Origin of the sequence: Flavobacterium sp. FlaQc-30 (genome assembly GCF_044005885.1) — a bacterium.
Taxonomy (GTDB): Bacteria; Bacteroidota; Bacteroidia; order Flavobacteriales; family Flavobacteriaceae; genus Flavobacterium.
The window spans coordinates 763,383-780,721 of record NZ_JBIPCO010000001.1 but is presented as its reverse complement, the minus strand read 5'-3'; the positions used below and the strand labels follow the sequence as shown (position 1 = coordinate 780,721).

The window sequence follows — 17,339 nt, the reverse complement described above, 5'->3', positions numbered from 1 at the left end:
GAATTTATGAGTTTGTTATTGGTAAAGAAACTCTAAAAGTGGTTCCCTTCCCGTATGTTGATTCAAAGGTAATTGTTCCTTTGTAATTTTCGATAATGTTTTTTATAATTCCTAATCCAAGACCCATTCCGCTGGTTTTAGTGGTGAATTTTGGCTCAAATATTCGGCTTATATCTTGTTTTTGAATTCCAATTCCGTTGTCCTTTACGGCGATTTCAACATTATTATTTCGTCTTTTCACCTTGACAACAATCGATTTATGAATCTGACTTTCTGGAATTGCTTGTGTTGCATTTTTAACCAAATTGGTAATTACACGTATTAATTGCGTACGATCCATCTTTGAAATGATCTCTTCTTCATCACTTTCAAAAGAAATATAATCTTCATTAAAAATATCCAATGCCAATTCTACAACCTCAACTACATTTAATGTCTCATTTTGCTGTGCCGGCATCGAGGCGAAATTCGAGAATGCCGAAGCAACGGCTGTCATGGTATCGATTTGCTGAATTAAAGTTTCTGAATAATCGTTCATCTTCTGCTTTACATCAGGATCGTTTGGATCGAATTTTCGTTGAAAACTCTGAACAGTTAAACGCATTGGGGTAAGCGGATTTTTTATTTCATGCGCCACTTGTTTCGCCATTTCGCGCCAAGCTTCTTCACGCTCGCTTTGAGCCAATTTTATAGCACTGGTTTCAAGTTTATCCACCATTCCATTGTATGCCTTGATCAAGAAGTTTACCTCCTTACTCGTGGCTTCTATTACGATTTTCTCGTTTTTCTGATCTAAATTGGTTTCTTCTAATTTATCAGAAATTGTTTTTAATGATTTTGTAATATAAGTCGAAAGAAAATACGCCAACGCAAAAGCAACAAGCAACATAAAAGAATATACTTGACTTAAACGGATTAAAAACGTATTCAGCTCATTATCATAATAACCGTCGTCTTCTAAATAGGGAAGATTTAAAATCCCTAGAGGTTTGAATTTTTCGTCTTTAATTAAACTGTACGACGATCTATTTTTAACGCCGTCGATGGTTTTAATATCCACAAAACGTTTTTCGATTGATGAACGAACTAATTTCAGAATATATTCAGGAATTGGCGGTGATATTTTATCGACTGCAAAGGATTCTTTTGAAGATTTTAGCAGCTTCCCGTCGAGGCTGTAAATATTGATTTCAATTTTATGAATCTGAGCAAGTTCGTGAATTTTATCTTTGAAAATTAAATCTAGATTTTGGGTTTTCAAAGGATAAGTGGTTGTAGAAAGCACATAATTAATATGCTCTTTTACGGCGTTTTCTTTACGTTCGAGCCGCTCTTGATGGTATTCTTTTGCTTCGGTTTTGAACTGTATAATCGAAATCGAAGCCAATAAAAAAGATGCTACAACAATCAATACAATCATCGACAGGAAAATCCTGGTACGAAGCGAAAGCATTGACATTTTGAAGTTGTTAAACATAGTTTTTGTTTTTTCGCCGCGAATTACACTAATTTACACTAATTATTATTTTTCTGCCACAGATTAAAGTGATTATTAGGATTTTAAATTGCGTAAAAAAAATCATTTAAATCCTTTTAATCTGTGGCAAAAAACACAAAAATAAATTCGTGCTAATTTGTGTAATTCGTGGCAACCTTTTTATTTTTTCTCTCTAATTCTTTTATAAAATTTAAAGCCCAGCATAAGTAAAACTGAGAATAAAATGATCCCGACCACACCAAAAATCCAATTGAAAGCACTCTTTAAAACTACTAAAAAAACAATAGCAAATAATATAATCGTCGCACCTTCATTCCATAAACGCATATAGTTACTTGAATATTTTACCTCATCTTTTTGTAATTGTTTAAAAATCTGGTGACACTTTAAATGATAAAGATACAACAGGAATACGAAGCCTAATTTAATATGCATCCAAGGCATTTTAAGCCATGCATTTCCTAAATCAGTAAAAAACAACATCCAAAAAGCAAAAATACTGGCTAAAATTGCCGACGGCCATGTAATAATATACCACAATCGATAGCTCATAATTTTAAATTGCGCCTGTAAAATTTCTTTTTCAGGAGATGGCTTATCATTAGCTTCAATTTGATAAACAAACAAACGCACAATATTAAACAAACCTACAAACCAGGTTAATACGAAAATAATATGTAGTGATTTTAGATAATTGTAATATTCCATAAAGTCTTTTTTCTTTACTCTTGCTTCTATTCTCTATTTAGCCCAATCGTTTATCCAATTCCCAACAGTCTGACACCATTCATCATCGTCATTCAAACATGGAATTGCCAAAAACTCTTCTCCTCCATTTGCTTCAAAATCTTCTTTGGCGCGCATTGCGATTTCCTCCAAAGTTTCTAAACAATCTGAAACGAAAGCTGGTGTTACAACTGCTAATTTTTTGATTCCTTTTGCCGGCATGTTATCAATTTCAACATCTGTATAAGGTTCTAACCATTTGTCTCCCGCTAAACGCGATTGAAATGTCAAACTATATTTATCTTCAGGAAGTCCTAATAGCTTAATAACTTGTCTTGTCGTTTCATAACATTGGTGACGGTAACAAAAATCGTGTGCAGGAGATGGCGTATTACAACAAGAACCATCAATTTTACAATGTGATTTGGTTACATCTGTTTTGCGAATGTGACGCTCTGGGATTCCGTGGTATGAAAACAATAGATGATCATAATCAAACCCAACTAAATGCTTCTGAATCGAATCAGCCAAATTCTTGATATAATCTGGTTTGTTGTAAAATGCCGGAACATCAGTAAATGTTATATGTGGAAATTTCTTCTTGCGAATTTCTTCCGCTTTAACCAAAATTGTCAAAGTTGAAGCCATTGCATATTGAGGATAAAGCGGAAAAAGTAAAACTTCTGTAACACCTTTATCACTCAATTCCTGAAGACCTTTTTCGATTGTCATGCTTCCGTAACGCATTGCTAAAGAAACCGGAACATTTACCAAAGGCTGTACTTTTTTCTGCATTCTTTCAGAAAGAACTACTAAAGGAGAGCCTTCTTCCCACCAAATTTTTGCATAAGCATGTGCTGATTCTTCTGGTCTTTTTCTTAAAATAATACCGCGAACTAATAATGCTCTCAACAAATACGGAACGTCAATCACGTATTTATCCATTAAAAATTCGTCTAAATAAGGTTTTACATCTTTTGTTGTTGGACTGTCTGGAGACCCTAGATTTACTAATAATACGCCTTTCATTATTTTTTTACTTTAGGCTTTAAGCATTAGGCTTTAAGCTTTTTATTTGTTTTTAAAATTTCGTCAAAAGTAGAACTTGCTGCTTTTTAGAAATATGATATTTATTACTTTTTAATTATTGTGGAATACCCAAAATCAATATTGCAGCAATTTTTCACGCAGATTTCGCAGATCTTGCAGATTTTTAATTTGTGAAATTAGCGGCAAAAAATCTAAACATTCGCATTAATTGACATTAAATACTTTTTTGGAGTTGTCGCAAATTTTTTCTTGAACGCCGCTATAAAATGACTTCCGGTGCTGTATCCAATTTTAAGTCCAACTTCATTTACGTTATAAGATCCGCTGTCAAGAAGCTTTCGAGCGAAATCCATTTTATAATCAAATAGAAAGCCATAAACGGTGTCACCGTAAATTTGTTTGAAACCCATTTTGAGTTTCTTCAAATTCAAACCAATTTCATCTGCTAATTCTTGTAATCCCGGCGGTTCAGCCATATTAGCAATGATAATTTCTTTGGCTCTGCGAATTTTAAGCACGTTATCTTCATCTATCAAAAACGGACATTGTTCTGCGTTTGGGTCTTCTGTTCGATTGAAATATAAACTCAATAATTCGTATCCTTTTCCTTTATAATAAAGGTTTTTTATAGATGGATGAAGATTATAATGAAACAACTGACTTAAAACAATTGCCATTGACGGACTGATATTTCCTTCGTTATAATACTTTTTATCCTTATTATCAGGGCTTAAAAAAGTAATATAATCAGCTTCGGCAGAAAATAATGCGTGAAATTTTTTAATAGAGACAATTACAGAAATCACCCAAGAGTTTGGAGCTAATTCTAAATTCAGCGGTAATTCTTTTTGCGGATTGTACAAAAGCAGCGATTTTTCTTCTTTCAATTCCAAAGCATAATTACCTTGATTGAACAAAAATTTGGCGTTGCCTTTTATTCCGAAGTGAAACTGTATCAGCCCACTACCTACTTCATGCTGCCCAAAAAAGGGTTCTGAACTATCGTTTTGAAAACGGATCAGCGTAAAGTCGTCTTCAATTTTTATAATTTCTTGAGAACTCATAGCGATGTTTTTTAGAAAAGAAAATCAAAGCAAATCCAGAATGTTATTTAGAACGACTCTAAACAAATCATTTCAAACGACTTGATTTTGCTACAAAAGTACTTCTTTTTGCATAAAAACAGTCGTTTACAATCAAAAAAACACATAGCGATACAAAAAGTACTTTAAGCGTTACTTTTATAAACACTATAGTAATAATTTTGTTGCACTTTTATGAAAGTGAATTTATGGAAAACAATAACGTACCGAAACACCTTTATTTTTACTCAGTTGGTCTGAGTTATAAAAAAGCTGATGCTGAGGTCAGAGGTCAATTTAGTTTGGATGCTGTTGCAAAAACTCGTTTGCTGGAACAAGCTAAAAATGATGGAATAGAAAGTTTAATTGTTACTTCAACCTGCAACAGAACCGAAATCTATGGTTTTGCAGAACATCCTTTTCAATTAATCAAACTTATTTGCGACAACAGCAACGGTTCTGTTGATGCTTTTCAAAAAGTTGGTTTTGTTTACAAAAACCAAGAAGCAATTAATCATATGTTTCGCGTAGGAACTGGTTTAGATAGTCAGATTCTAGGCGATTTTGAAATTATATCTCAAATTAAAACCAGTTTTGCCCATTCAAAATCAATGGGATTAGCCAATGCTTTTTTAGAAAGATTGGTTAATGCGGTTATTCAGGCTAGTAAAAGAATCAAAAACGAAACAGAAATAAGTTCTGGTGCAACTTCGGTTTCTTTTGCTTCGGTACAATACATTCTTAAAAATGTAGAAGACATCAGCAATAAAAATATTTTGCTTTTTGGAACTGGAAAAATTGGTAGAAATACTTGCGAGAATTTAGTAAAACACACTAAAAATGAACACATTACTTTAATCAACCGAACTAAAGACAAAGCTGAAAAATTAGCTGGAAAACTTAATTTGATTGTTAAAGATTATTCTGAACTTCATTTAGAACTTCAAAAAGCAGATGTTGTGGTTGTTGCAACAGGCGCCCAAAACCCAACGGTTGATAAAGCAATTTTAAATCTTAAAAAACCTTTGTTGATTCTGGATTTGTCTATTCCGAAAAACGTGAATGAAAACGTAGAGGAATTAGACGGTGTAACTTTGATTCACATGGATTATTTGTCGCAATTGACAGATGAAACTTTAGAAAATAGAAAATTACACATTCCGGCTGCGGAAGCGATCATTGAAGAAATCAAAGAAGAATTTGTAATTTGGATGAAAGGCCGCAAATTTGCTCCAACAATTAACGCCTTAAAAGAGAAATTAAATGCAATCAAAGCTTCGGAATTAGATTTTCAAAGCAAAAAAATTGCTGATTTTAATGAAAAACAAGCTGAAATCATCAGTAATAGAATCATCCAAAAAATCACTACTCATTTTGCCAATCATTTAAAAGACGACGATACCATGGTCGATGAAAGCATCGAATGGATCGAAAAAGTCTTCAAAATAAAAGCATCTTAAATAAAATTTAAACCATATAAGTTATATAAGTTCATTTAAAAACTGTGTTTTACCCAAACTGCTTAAATTTACTTATATAACTTATATGGTTCAAAAAATAAAACATGGCTGAAAAAACAATCAGAATTGGAACACGAGACAGCGAATTGGCTCTTTGGCAGGCACATACTGTCGAGAAAAAACTAAATGATTTAGGTTATAAAACCTCAATTGTTGCTGTAAAATCTCAAGGTGATATTATTCTGGACAAACCTCTTTACGAATTAGGAATTACAGGAATTTTTACAAAAACGCTGGATATTGCCATGATTAATGGTGATATAGATATTGCGGTTCATTCTATGAAAGATGTTCCAACGGCTTTACCAAAAGGAATTGTTCAGGCAGCTGTTCTCGAAAGGGCCAATGTTTTAGATATTTTAGTCCATAAAGGAAATCCTGATTTTGTTAATCCAAGTACAATTGCAACCGGCAGTTTACGTCGTCAGGCACAATGGTTCAATAAATATCCAAATCATACTGTAGTTGATTTACGCGGAAATGTAAATACGCGTATGCAAAAACTACAGGACAATGATTGGGATGGAGCTGTTTTTGCTGCTGCAGGTTTGGAACGAATTAACTTAAAACCTGAAAATTTCATCAATTTAGATTGGATGATTCCCGCGCCGGCACAAGGAGCAATGCTTGTTGTGGCAATGGAAAACGATAATTATACTTTAGATGCGCTATCGCAGTTAAATCATATCGAAACTGAAATTTGCACATATATCGAACGTCAATTTTTGAGAACACTTGAAGGCGGATGTACGGCACCAATTGGAGCTTTGGTAAACTATAACGAAGACGAAGATACGCTTCATTTTCAAGGTGTTTTACTTTCTATTGACGGAAAACAGAAATTAGAAATCAACAAAACGGTTGATATTTCAGAATGGAAAAAATTAGGTTTTCATTCCGCTCAGGAGATTTTAAACAATGGCGGAGCAGAATTAATGCAGAAGATTAAAGAATCCCTGAAAAAATAATGGCAAAATCAATTCAGATATTATCCACAAAAATATTATCTCCTGTTCAAAAACAAGAGTTGACAAAAGCTGGCATAGAAGTAATCGAAGCTGATTTTATCAAAACCCAAAACAAACCTTTTGAACTTAAAAATCTCAACGAAAGTTTGATTTTTACCAGTCAAAATGCCGTTCGAAGTGTTTTATCGAATCCAAAATCAGAAGATCTTAAAAGTAAAAATGTGTATTGCGTTGGCTTAAAAACAAAGATCCTTTTATCTGAAAACGGGTTCAATGTTGTAGCATATACAGGTTATGCCGCTGATTTAGCAGAAATTATCACTTTAATTTACCGCAATGAAAGTTATACTTTCTTCAGTGGAAATCTTAGACGAGATACTTTACCAACGGCTTTAAAAGAAGCTGAAATAAAACTGAACGAAATTCAGGTTTACGAAACTTCATTACAGCCTCAAAAAATAAAAACTGCCGTTGATGCAATTTTATTTTACAGTCCGTCTGGAGTTGAAAGTTATTTAAAAGAAAATACGATTAAGAAAGAAATCTGTTTTTGCATTGGAGAAACTACTGCAGAAACTTTACATAAAATTACCAAAAACATCATTATTGCAGATCAGCCCACAGTTGAAGACGTAATTGAAGATGTAATTAACGAATACAAGTAGCACTAGGCTTTAGGCTGTAAGCCGTAAGCCGTAAGCTAAAAAATAAAAATAAATATCGCTTAAAGCCTAAAGCTTAAAGCCTAAAGCAAGAAAAAAATGTTAAAAAACGACCTATTTTTAAGAGCATTAAAAGGAGAAACAGTTCAACGTCCGCCAGTATGGATGATGCGTCAGGCAGGAAGATATTTACCTGAATTTAGAGAACTTCGTGACAAATACGACTTTTTTACACGTTGTGAAACTCCTGAATTAGCTGCTGAAATTACCGTACAGCCAATTCGCAGAATTGCTCCAGATGCTGCAATTTTATTCTCGGATATTTTGGTAGTGCCTCGTGCAATGGGAATTCATGTAGAATTGAAAGACAATTTGGGACCAATCATTCCAAATCCAATTCGTTCTTTGGCCGATGTTCACAAAGTTTTTGTTCCAGATGTAAATGAAACTTTAGGTTACGTTTTTGATGCTGTGAAATTGACCAAGGAAATGTTGAACGACGAAGTACCATTAATTGGTTTCGCAGGTTCTCCTTGGACAATTTTCTGCTATGCTGTTGAAGGAAAAGGTTCTAAAAGTTTTGATATTGCAAAAGGGTTCTGTTTTTCAAATCCAGCAGCAGCGCATACTTTATTACAAAAAATCACAGATACGACTATTTTATACTTAAAAGAAAAAGTAAAATCGGGTGTAAATGCGGTTCAGATTTTTGATTCTTGGGGAGGAATGCTTTCTCCTGTTGATTATCAAGAGTTTTCATGGAAATACATCAACCAGATTGTTGATGCTTTAGCTGATATTACACCGGTTATTGTTTTCGGAAAAGGATGTTGGTTTGCTCTTGGCGAAATGGGAAAAAGTAAAGCTTCTGCATTAGGAGTTGACTGGACTTGTTCGGCTAGAAATGCTCGTTATTTGTCTGGTGGAAACATTACTTTACAAGGAAATTTTGATCCGTCAAGGTTACTTTCTCCAATTCCGACTATCAAGAAAATGGTTCACGAAATGATCGACGAATTCGGAAAAGATAAATATATTGTAAATTTAGGTCACGGAATTTTACCACATATCCCTGTAGATCAAGCAAAAGCGTTTATTGACGCGGTGAAGGAATACGGGCAATAATCGTTGATAGTTTTTGGTTGATGGTTGTTGAAAATGTAACGATCAACCAAAAACTATCAACCATCAACTTAAAGAAACATGCTGAACAAAGGACTTAGAGACGAAGAATCTATTAGAATAGAAAATACTCTGCGAACTTTGCATGCCTTAATTTTTGTTCCAAAATTTTGGAATGCTGAAGATACAAGTTTAATTGATGAGCAGTTAAAAAGTTTTGGCTTAAGCCTGCAGAGAACAATTGAAATTCCAGAAGAGGAATTAATTACTCTATTGCAACAATCTCATTTAGACTGGAATCAGCAAGAACAATTTGCCGATATTTTGATGGGACTTTCTGCAGAGAAACAATTTGATTTTCTAGAAAAAGCTCTTGTCATTTACCAATATATCCAACAAGAAAGCAAAGTTTTTTCTTTTGGGATTAACTCTAAAATTGCTTCGGCCAAAAACAAATAGAGATGAGTTTTACAGACTGGAAAACAGAGCGAATTGAAAGCATTCTTCCCGAAGATTTTTACGCGCTTATTGAAAAGAATGCAAAACACATCGAAAAAACTTTTCCAGTAACTTTGTCTCACTGCTTAGATTTAGAAAAAACCAAAAATTTCATTGCTTATAATCAAGATAAAGAGAACCATAAAGAAGGATACTATTTTTATCCCAGAGACATAAAAACCAATGCATTAATTGGTTATTTATGTATCAAAAGCATTGATAATCGTATTTCTAAATGTGAATTGGGTTATTTTGTTGATGAAGATTATCAAGGAAAAGGAATTACCTCAAAACTGGTTTCAGAAACATTAGATTTTTGTTTCAATACTTTAAAAATGAATAAGGTTTTTATCTGTACTTCAAAAATCAATAAAGCAAGTCAGCAAATTGCATTAAAACATCATTTTAAACAAGAAGGAATATTAAGAGACGAATTTAAAGGCGGCGACGGAACATTTGAAGATGTCGTTTATTTTGGATTACTCAAATCAGAATATAAGCAACATGAAAGATAAATTTTACGCATACATACAACAATTACAAGACCAAATCTGCGCTGGATTAGAGACTGTTGACGGAACAACAAAATTCAAAGAAGATTTGTGGAAACGTCCTGAAGGCGGCGGCGGAAGAACACGTGTTATTGAAAACGGAAATGTTTTTGAAAAAGGCGGAGTAAACATTTCAGCCGTTCACGGAAAACTTCCTGAAACGATGCAAAAAATGTTCGGTGTTGGCGAAGCTGATTTCTTTGCTTGCGGATTGAGTTTGGTTTTGCATCCAAAAAACCCAATGGTTCCTACGGTTCATGCGAATTGGCGCTACTTTGAAATGTACGATGAATCTGAAAAAGTGATCGAACAATGGTTTGGCGGCGGACAGGATTTAACGCCTTATTATTTATTTGAGGAAGATGCAAAACACTTTCACCAAACTTGCAAAACGGCTTGCGATAAGCATAATCCAGAATTTTATCCAAAATATAAAAAGCAATGCGATTCGTATTTTTGGAATGCGCACAGAAATGAAGCCCGCGGAATTGGCGGTTTATTCTTTGATTATTGCAAAGCAAATGAGCAAATGTCGATGGAAAACTGGTACAATTTTGTAACCGAAGTTGGTAATAGTTTCCTTGAGGCATATGTTCCGATTGTGGAAAGAAGAAAAAATTTAGAATATAACCCAGAAAACAGAACATGGCAGGAAATTCGCCGCGGCCGCTATGTTGAGTTTAATCTCGTTCATGACAAAGGAACTTTATTTGGCTTAAAAACAAATGGAAGAATTGAGAGTATTTTGATGAGTTTACCTCCGCATGTTCAATGGGTTTACGATCATCATCCAGAAACGGGAAGTGATGAGGAAAAATTGGTTAATGTGTTAGAAAATCCGCGTGAATGGGTTTAATCATATAATCTAAAAAAAATTTATTGAACACATAGAAACATAGATCTAAAGGTTTATCTTAGAGGTGATTTTAGAAAATCATGATTTTTTCACATTGCGCTATGTGGCTCATTTTGAGTAAAACGTCTTTTCAAATGATCTAAAAACTATGTCCCTATGTGTTTAAAATTAATTTGTACAGTATTTTTCACCAGTATTCTCGGGTGTTTTGCCCAAAACGATACTTTACAAAACCCATACTTTAAATCATACAATGATAAAATTACCGTCAGTACTTATTATTTAGACACTTCCAACAGTTTTCAGATTGCTTCAGGCAGTCAAGATTCGCAAACATTTGTTAATCTTATTCCGAATCGGAAAGAACAAATTGGTTTTAATTTGAATTATAAAATCATCGATGTTACGATTGGTTTTGCACCTAAATTTCTTGGCGGTAACAAAGGCGATTCTCATTCCAAGCATTTCAATTTCAATACCCGTTTTTATTATAAAAAATGGATGCAGTCATTCACTTTCATCAATCAAAAGGGATTTTATATCAGTGATGATAATATAACTGCTCAATTGCCAAGAATGAGAACCACTAAAATTGGCGGATCGACAGCTTATGTTTTTAATGATAAATTCTCTTTTAAAACGCTGGTAAGCCAAAATGAATGGCAGACAAAAAGTTCTGGAAGTTTTATTCCGACTTTTTCATTTTATTACACCAATATAGATTTAAACACTCAAGATTCGTCTCCCGGCGATATTTATGTATTTACTTTAGCGCCTTCTTACTTTTACAATTTCGTAATCAGCGATCGTGTTTTAATTGGAGCTGGAATTGCCTTAGGATTTGGAATTAATGATGTTGACGGAGATACGTCAGCTTTATATCAGGCCGATTTCAATTTAAAACTGGCCTATAATAAAGACCGTTTCTTTGCTTTTGCGAGTTTAAATTCGGTAAGCTTTGTTCAAGATGAAAAAGTTGATCCTAGGCTGAATGATAATGTTTCAACATTAAAATTTTCGGTAGGTTATCGATTTGATCCTCCAAAAAAAGTAAAGGAAGTTTACGATAAAGTCAATAAAAAAATTGGGCTGTAAAAAACGCTCTTTCAATAAGTTCTAAAAAATGCTTAAATTAACGGGAATTTATTCCACCTAAAATTCAGTATTATGGCAAATATGAACAATGAACAATTAAATCGCATGCATTCTGGGAAAGGTTTTATTGCTGCTTTAGATCAAAGCGGCGGAAGTACTCCAAAAGCATTGGCACAATATGGAATACAGGAAAGCAGTTTCTCAAATGATGAAGAAATGTACACTTTAGTACACGAAATGAGAACGAGAATTATAAAAAGCCCTGCGTTTGACAGCGAGTATATTTTAGGTGCTATTTTGTTTGAAAACACAATGGATCGTAAAATTGACGGTCTGTGGACTGCTGACTATTTATGGGAGAAAAAACAGATTGTACCGTTTTTAAAAGTTGACAAAGGTCTTGCTGATCTAGCAAATGGCGTACAGTTGATGAAACCTATTTCTAATTTGGATGAATTATTGACGCGAGCTGTTGAACGAAACGTTTTTGGAACTAAAATGCGTTCTGTTATTAAAGAGGCAAATGCGGCAGGTATTCGCGAAGTTGTGGAACAGCAATTTGCTGTAGGTCTTCAAATCTTTAAAAAAGGACTAATTCCTATTATTGAGCCTGAAGTTGATATTTATAGTGCTGATAAAACAAAATCAGAAGAAATTCTAAAAGAAGAAATCATAAAACAACTACGCGCATTAGACAAAGATGTAAAAGTGATGCTAAAATTATCGATTCCAACGGTTAATGATTTTTACAGCGAATTAATGTCGAACCCGAATGTTGTTAGAGTTGTGGCTCTTTCCGGTGGATATTCTAGAGAAGATGCCAATGACAGGCTTTCACAAAACCACGGATTGATTGCGAGTTTCTCAAGAGCATTATCTGAAGGACTTAGTGCTGACCAATCTGATAATGATTTTAATAATACACTAAAACATACGATAAAAGCCATTTATGACGCTTCTGTCACCTAGTAAATTATCATTTAAAGCTTAAAAAAAATCCCCGAAAATTAATTTTTCGGGGATTTGTATTTTATAGCTTATTTAGAAGTCATCTCGTCAGCTAAATCTAATGTCTGTAAAATGATGTTTTTATCAGATTTTAAAGTGTTCAATTTAACTGCAAAAATCAATTTGTTATTGATTAGTTTTTTAGGAGACTCAAAAGTAATATCTGAAAATTGCTTCGAAATTCTATTGAATTTCTCAAAATCAGATGCATTAGTGCTCTCCGATTTACCGAAAACATTCATCGTCTGACCAATATTCAACTTTCCGAACATATAATTTTTCTTTAAATCTTTCTTGGCTTCAGCCACAAATGATCCTTTTTCTTTGCTAAAATAATCAAGCGTGTTTGCTACGACAACAACATCTTTGTCTTTGATAATAAACAAATCGCCATATTCTTTTGTTCCTTCTATCAAGAAAGTATTTCCGTTTTGAGTCAAAAATTGCTTACGAACGCCTAACTGTAAAAGCTTATCTCCAAATGTTGGATGTGTAGAGGTAAAAATCACAGAAAAAAGCGGCACTGTTTTCTTAATTTTTTCTTCTTTTTCTATCGGCTCAAAATTTTCATCGTAGTCGTACGATTTAGAAACTACCTCAACTTTCTTGCTGTTGTATAAAAACAGGCTCAAATCACCGTCAAAAAGCTTTGCTGTGGCTTCTTCATCAACAATTGTAGAAATTAAATCTGTAACCACGGTCAAATCATCTCTCTTTAACGCAGGGCTATTAAACAAATCGGTCATTAAAGACGGAATGTTTTCAAGCGCTGCTTGGGTATTGATGTGATAAGACATATAACCCAAAGGCTTATTCAACGGGAAGTAATTAAATATGTTTTTGTTGATTTTTCTATTGCTGATTTTCCCCACAACTTCTGCAATCTGCTCTGAATATTCGATAACTTCTTCTATTCGCGCATTGTTGTTGTCGAAATAAAAATCGAGATTTATCCCTTTTACAAAATTGCCCAAATTTTTCTGGTTTGGTAAAAATTTATCATAACCTCCAAAAACTGCCATTGGATAGGAGTAAGAAGAATATAAGCCAGTCATAATTGCGCCATAATTTACCCACGATGAAATATCTGCCAGTGCATTTATTTTATCAGATACAGGTGCCGTAAAACCATTCTCAAACAATGCTTTTATCATCAAATTTTGCTGTTCGGCCAATTTTTGATTAAAGTCATCTTCTTCTTTAGTGTATTCAGCATAAGATTCATTACTATATGGAGATTCTTCTGCAGGAGATTCTTCTACATCTGTTGAATTATCAGTAACTCCCGGCTCCTCAATAGACAATTCTTTATAAGGTTCATCTATTGTAATTGAATCTTGCAGTGTAACTGCTGCTGGAATATCATATCGGTTTGAGTGAAATTTCTTTGTTAATTTTAGTATTACCAAATAATTATCATTCAACGCAAATGATTCTTTTTCATTTTTTGTGGTAAGAATACTGAAATTTCCAAAATCCTGAACATTTGGAGCTATAACTGAATCCGTGTTTTTGTTAACGCTGTATTCTTGGATTAAAAACTGTCTTGCAGCTTCTTTATTCTTTATCGGAATCGTGATTTGACAATACGGAATACTGTCTGTAAAATTTCCGTGAACGGTTAATTGTTTGTCTAAATAAAAAAGAGATGTGTACTTGCTTATGTCAAAACCTGAGTTTCCCTCTTTGTACTTATTCAATACAGGATGATTTAGTACCTCATCGATATTTACTTTTTTCGAAAGTTGATTTCCATTAAATTGTACAAAATAGTCGTATTTATTTTGATTGTTTTGACCAAAGGTCAGATAGGTGGCGAATACTAAAAATAAAGTGCAAAACTGCTTCATAAATCAGGGCGTTAATTGGATTGTATTATTCATTAATGTCGATTTTTTAAGTACGCTGTACATACTCTGTTTCAAAAAAACCGTTTTTTTGTTTTTGGATATTTTACTATTGGTATTTTCAACTGATGCAATATCTTTGTCGAAAGTATAAATCGCTGTTATACTGGCTTCTTCAAGATCTTTCTTTTTCTTTGGGTCTTTAATTACTTTCTCAGGAACTGGATAAGAAGCAATTCGTTCAAAATTTTTAGCATTACTGCTAAAATGAATTTGATCACGCTGATTGTTAATCGTATTTACGACAGCGTTTAAGGCTTTTATATTGGCATAATTAAGTTTGATAATGAAAACATAATTGTCAAAATCTGTTTTGGTCGTTACGTTTGAAATACCCCCAATTTTTGAAGCTTTCACTTTAAAGTCTTCTAATTTCTGCGAGATTTCCTGTTCGTTTGGGATTTTAACTCCATCGACTTCTTCTAAAAAAATAGCTGATTTGGTTTTAAACCATGATTTCGAAAAATCGATCATCAATGTATATTCACCACTTTGGTCGTCGTGATGTTTGATTCTTTCTGTTATCTCAAAACAACTCGTCATGAGCAAACAGCAGCAGAAAGCAAGAATTTTCTTCATTTAGCAAATTTATGCGAAATATTTTAAAAACCTACCGCAAAGGTTTCTTAAAATTCAGCTTATAAAAGCATCAATTTTTAGATAATATTAACGGATTCTACGCAGGTCTAAACTCCTTATTCTGTTGATTTTTGATTAACTTTGCGCTACTTGTTAAAAAAGTAAAATAATCTTCAAAAAAATAAAAAAACAACTTCACTTTTAGAAATTAAGATTTATTAATCTGTTTTCAAAGAAACCAGGTTTCAAAGTCTGAAATCTAAAATCTAAAATCTAAATTATATGTTCCCATTACAAAGAAACCGTCGTTTGAGAACCAATGAATCAATTCGTTCTTTAGTACGTGAAACCAGTTTAAGCCCACAAGATTTTATGCTTCCAATGTTTGTTGCTGAAGGAAAAGATGTAAAAGCAGCTATTCCGTCAATGCCGGGAATTTACCGTCATTCCTTAGACAACACAATAAAAGAGGTAAAAGAAGCATGGGATTTAGGTATAAAAGCGGTAAATATCTATGTAAAAGTCAGCGATAATTTAAAAGACAACAAAGGAACTGAAGCTTGGAATAAAGACGGCTTAATGCAGCAAACTATTCGTGCGATAAAAGACGCTGTTCCAGAAATGATCGTTATGCCTGACGTAGCTTTAGATCCGTATTCAATCTATGGTCATGACGGAATTATTGAAAACGGTCAATTAATCAATGATGCAACTGTTGATGCTTTAACTCGAATGAGTTTAAGTCATGCAGAAGCTGGAGCTGATTTTGTTGCTCCAAGTGATATGATGGATGGAAGAGTTTTGGCAATTAGAAAGGCTTTAGAAGAAAACGGACATCATAATGTTGGAATTATGAGTTACAGTGCTAAATATGCTTCGGCATTTTATGGTCCTTTTCGTGATGCTTTGGATTCTGCTCCGGTAGATTCCCAAAATATTCCAAAAGACAAGAAAACATATCAAATGGATTATGCTAACCGAATTGAAGGAATTCGTGAAGCTTTGTTAGATGTTGAAGAAGGTGCAGATATTGTTATGGTAAAACCAGGAATGGCTTATTTAGACATTGTTCGTGAGGTAAAAAACGCAGTTCATGTTCCTGTTGCTGTTTACCAAGTTTCTGGTGAGTACGCTATGGTAAAGGCCGCAGCCGAAAGAGGATGGTTGGATCACGATAAAATTATGATAGAGCAACTTTATTGCATTAAGCGTGCAGGCGCTAGTATTATCTCTACTTACTTTGCAAAAGAAGCTGCCGTAATTTTAAATAAATAATATGAAAAAAGTATTATTCTTATCTGCCGTTTTAGCATTTGCTTCATGCAAAAAAGAAGCGGCTGAAAACCCAGATCATAATCCAACTGAAACGTATACTGAAGGAGAATCTGCAGAAGCCAAAACACCAGAAGCTTTAGGAAAAGAAATTTTTGAAGGAAGAGGAAACTGTACTTCTTGCCATCAAGTTGATCAAAAAGTAATTGGACCAAGTATTAAAGAAATCGCACAGATTTACAAAGATAAAAATGCTGATATCGTTACGTTCTTAAAAGGAAAAGCGGAACCAATTGTTGACCCAAGTCAATTTGCGGTTATGAAAACTAATATTCCGATAACGCAGGCAATGTCTGATGAAGAATTAAAGGCTATTGAAACGTATATCTATAGTCAATTAAAATAGTTCTATTTCCTGTTGACATACAGTTGTCACTACCTCATTTTAAATTTACAATTCAACAAAAATGAAGTAAAATGAAAATTCAGAAATTCGATATTATTGGTATTTCGGTAAGAACTACAAACGAAAATGGTCAATCAGCTCAGGATATTCCTGCTCTTTGGAACAAATTTATGACAGAAGGAATTCAACAAAAAATTCCAGCTAAAATTTCAGAAGAGATTTTTTGCATTTATACCGATTATGAAAAAGATCACACCAAACCTTACACTACTATTCTAGGCTGTAAAGTTGAAAGTTTAGATTTTGTACCTGAAAACATGGTTAGTAAAACAATTGAATCTGCTGAATATGAAAAAATAATTGCCAAAGGAGATTTGACTGAAGGTATTGTTTATAATAAATGGCTGGAGATTTGGAATTCAGATCTAAATCGAATTTTTACAGCAGATTTTGAAGTTTATGGAGAAAAAGTCCAAGACCCAAAAAATGCAGAAGTTGATATTTACATCGCAATTCGATAAGACATAAAAACAAAAACG

At 33.5% G+C, this 17,339-nt stretch carries 18 protein-coding genes; 12 read left to right on the top strand and 6 right to left on the bottom strand.

Going from position 1 to position 17,339, the window contains the following annotated elements; translation table 11 throughout:
* Window positions 1–4 precede the first annotated feature (4 nt).
* From ACHRV0_RS03385 to ACHRV0_RS03370, 4 genes are all read right to left on the bottom strand, one after another.
* Complete coding sequence (locus ACHRV0_RS03385; protein WP_089053456.1) at window positions 5–1,420, bottom strand: PAS domain-containing sensor histidine kinase; 1,416 nt, start codon at window positions 1,418–1,420, stop codon at window positions 5–7.
* A gap of 237 nt (window positions 1,421–1,657) precedes the next feature.
* Entirely contained in the window at window positions 1,658–2,206 is a 549-nt protein-coding gene (locus ACHRV0_RS03380; RefSeq protein ID WP_395439903.1) for a CopD family protein, read from the bottom strand.
* A gap of 33 nt (window positions 2,207–2,239) precedes the next feature.
* The gene (gene hemH, locus ACHRV0_RS03375; protein WP_395439902.1) at window positions 2,240–3,253 is read right to left on the bottom strand and encodes a ferrochelatase; all 1,014 of its coding nucleotides are present in this window, start codon (window positions 3,251–3,253) and stop codon (window positions 2,240–2,242) included.
* A gap of 212 nt (window positions 3,254–3,465) precedes the next feature.
* Window positions 3,466–4,338: an AraC family transcriptional regulator gene (locus tag ACHRV0_RS03370; RefSeq protein WP_089053460.1), complete on the bottom strand. Its 873-nt coding sequence runs from the start codon at window positions 4,336–4,338 to the stop codon at window positions 3,466–3,468.
* Between the two features lie 227 nt (window positions 4,339–4,565).
* On the opposite strand from ACHRV0_RS03370, the gene hemA reads away from it, so the two are divergent.
* The 9 genes from hemA to ACHRV0_RS03325 all read left to right on the top strand — a co-directional run bounded on the left by hemA (window position 4,566) and on the right by ACHRV0_RS03325 (window position 12,597).
* Entirely contained in the window at window positions 4,566–5,816 is a 1,251-nt protein-coding gene (gene hemA / locus ACHRV0_RS03365) for a glutamyl-tRNA reductase (protein ID WP_395439901.1), read from the top strand.
* Window positions 5,817–5,920: 104 nt separating this feature from the next.
* On the top strand, window positions 5,921–6,844 hold the full coding sequence (hemC, locus tag ACHRV0_RS03360) for a hydroxymethylbilane synthase (RefSeq protein ID WP_395439900.1): 924 nt from the start codon (window positions 5,921–5,923) through the stop codon (window positions 6,842–6,844).
* Entirely contained in the window at window positions 6,844–7,509 is a 666-nt protein-coding gene (locus tag ACHRV0_RS03355; protein WP_395439899.1) for a uroporphyrinogen-III synthase, read from the top strand. Before hemC ends, ACHRV0_RS03355 begins: the two co-directional genes overlap by 1 nt.
* Window positions 7,510–7,605: 96 nt before the next feature.
* Complete coding sequence (gene hemE, locus ACHRV0_RS03350; protein ID WP_395439898.1) at window positions 7,606–8,631, top strand: uroporphyrinogen decarboxylase; 1,026 nt, start codon at window positions 7,606–7,608, stop codon at window positions 8,629–8,631.
* A gap of 78 nt (window positions 8,632–8,709) precedes the next feature.
* Window positions 8,710–9,087 (top strand): hypothetical protein, encoded by a 378-nt coding sequence (locus ACHRV0_RS03345; RefSeq protein WP_395439897.1) that lies wholly within the window; start codon window positions 8,710–8,712, stop codon window positions 9,085–9,087.
* A 2-nt stretch (window positions 9,088–9,089) separates the two neighbouring features.
* Window positions 9,090–9,641 carry a GNAT family N-acetyltransferase gene (locus tag ACHRV0_RS03340; RefSeq protein ID WP_395439896.1) on the top strand — a complete coding sequence of 184 codons (552 nt, stop codon included), beginning with the start codon at window positions 9,090–9,092 and terminating at the stop codon, window positions 9,639–9,641.
* The gene (hemF, locus tag ACHRV0_RS03335) at window positions 9,631–10,533 is read left to right on the top strand and encodes an oxygen-dependent coproporphyrinogen oxidase (RefSeq protein ID WP_395439895.1); all 903 of its coding nucleotides are present in this window, start codon (window positions 9,631–9,633) and stop codon (window positions 10,531–10,533) included. The genes ACHRV0_RS03340 and hemF overlap by 11 nt, the downstream gene beginning before the upstream one ends.
* Before the next feature lie 156 nt (window positions 10,534–10,689).
* Window positions 10,690–11,628, top strand: a complete 939-nt coding sequence (locus tag ACHRV0_RS03330; RefSeq protein WP_395439894.1) for a DUF4421 family protein — start codon at window positions 10,690–10,692, stop codon at window positions 11,626–11,628.
* An 81-nt stretch (window positions 11,629–11,709) separates the two neighbouring features.
* On the top strand, window positions 11,710–12,597 hold the full coding sequence (locus ACHRV0_RS03325; protein WP_395440132.1) for a fructose bisphosphate aldolase: 888 nt from the start codon (window positions 11,710–11,712) through the stop codon (window positions 12,595–12,597).
* Window positions 12,598–12,665: 68 nt separating this feature from the next.
* Here ACHRV0_RS03325 and ACHRV0_RS03320 read toward each other — a convergent pair whose 3' ends face one another.
* Together ACHRV0_RS03320 and ACHRV0_RS03315 are read right to left on the bottom strand one after the other, a co-directional pair.
* Complete coding sequence (locus tag ACHRV0_RS03320; protein WP_395439893.1) at window positions 12,666–14,486, bottom strand: hypothetical protein; 1,821 nt, start codon at window positions 14,484–14,486, stop codon at window positions 12,666–12,668.
* Between the two features lie 3 nt (window positions 14,487–14,489).
* Window positions 14,490–15,122, bottom strand: coding sequence for a hypothetical protein (locus ACHRV0_RS03315; RefSeq protein WP_129022695.1), 633 nt, complete (start codon window positions 15,120–15,122; stop codon window positions 14,490–14,492).
* A gap of 282 nt (window positions 15,123–15,404) precedes the next feature.
* On the opposite strand from ACHRV0_RS03315, the gene hemB reads away from it, so the two are divergent.
* The 3 genes from hemB to ACHRV0_RS03300 all read left to right on the top strand — a co-directional run bounded on the left by hemB (window position 15,405) and on the right by ACHRV0_RS03300 (window position 17,321).
* A complete protein-coding gene (gene hemB / locus ACHRV0_RS03310; protein ID WP_089053472.1) occupies window positions 15,405–16,397 on the top strand; it encodes a porphobilinogen synthase in 993 nt (330 codons plus the stop codon).
* Window position 16,398: 1 nt separating this feature from the next.
* A complete protein-coding gene (locus tag ACHRV0_RS03305; RefSeq protein WP_089057016.1) occupies window positions 16,399–16,800 on the top strand; it encodes a c-type cytochrome in 402 nt (133 codons plus the stop codon).
* A 71-nt stretch (window positions 16,801–16,871) separates the two neighbouring features.
* Window positions 16,872–17,321 (top strand): GyrI-like domain-containing protein, encoded by a 450-nt coding sequence (locus ACHRV0_RS03300; protein WP_395439892.1) that lies wholly within the window; start codon window positions 16,872–16,874, stop codon window positions 17,319–17,321.
* The last annotated feature ends 18 nt before the right edge of the window (window positions 17,322–17,339 follow it).

Coding starts and splice junctions, on each gene's coding strand:
- ACHRV0_RS03300 (WP_395439892.1), top strand. CDS start 16,872: ATGAAAATTCAGAAATTCGATATTATTGGTATTTCGGTAAGAACTACA.
- ACHRV0_RS03370 (WP_089053460.1), bottom strand. CDS start 4,338: ATGAGTTCTCAAGAAATTATAAAAATTGAAGACGACTTTACGCTGATC.
- hemA (WP_395439901.1), top strand. CDS start 4,566: ATGGAAAACAATAACGTACCGAAACACCTTTATTTTTACTCAGTTGGT.
- ACHRV0_RS03385 (WP_089053456.1), bottom strand. CDS start 1,420: ATGATTGTATTGATTGTTGTAGCATCTTTTTTATTGGCTTCGATTTCG.
- hemH (WP_395439902.1), bottom strand. CDS start 3,253: ATGAAAGGCGTATTATTAGTAAATCTAGGGTCTCCAGACAGTCCAACA.
- hemC (WP_395439900.1), top strand. CDS start 5,921: ATGGCTGAAAAAACAATCAGAATTGGAACACGAGACAGCGAATTGGCT.
- ACHRV0_RS03345 (WP_395439897.1), top strand. CDS start 8,710: ATGCTGAACAAAGGACTTAGAGACGAAGAATCTATTAGAATAGAAAAT.
- ACHRV0_RS03315 (WP_129022695.1), bottom strand. CDS start 15,122: ATGAAGAAAATTCTTGCTTTCTGCTGCTGTTTGCTCATGACGAGTTGT.
- ACHRV0_RS03325 (WP_395440132.1), top strand. CDS start 11,710: ATGAACAATGAACAATTAAATCGCATGCATTCTGGGAAAGGTTTTATT.
- hemF (WP_395439895.1), top strand. CDS start 9,631: ATGAAAGATAAATTTTACGCATACATACAACAATTACAAGACCAAATC.
- ACHRV0_RS03355 (WP_395439899.1), top strand. CDS start 6,844: ATGGCAAAATCAATTCAGATATTATCCACAAAAATATTATCTCCTGTT.
- ACHRV0_RS03305 (WP_089057016.1), top strand. CDS start 16,399: ATGAAAAAAGTATTATTCTTATCTGCCGTTTTAGCATTTGCTTCATGC.
- ACHRV0_RS03340 (WP_395439896.1), top strand. CDS start 9,090: ATGAGTTTTACAGACTGGAAAACAGAGCGAATTGAAAGCATTCTTCCC.
- ACHRV0_RS03380 (WP_395439903.1), bottom strand. CDS start 2,206: ATGGAATATTACAATTATCTAAAATCACTACATATTATTTTCGTATTA.
- hemB (WP_089053472.1), top strand. CDS start 15,405: ATGTTCCCATTACAAAGAAACCGTCGTTTGAGAACCAATGAATCAATT.
- hemE (WP_395439898.1), top strand. CDS start 7,606: ATGTTAAAAAACGACCTATTTTTAAGAGCATTAAAAGGAGAAACAGTT.
- ACHRV0_RS03330 (WP_395439894.1), top strand. CDS start 10,690: ATGTGTTTAAAATTAATTTGTACAGTATTTTTCACCAGTATTCTCGGG.
- ACHRV0_RS03320 (WP_395439893.1), bottom strand. CDS start 14,486: ATGAAGCAGTTTTGCACTTTATTTTTAGTATTCGCCACCTATCTGACC.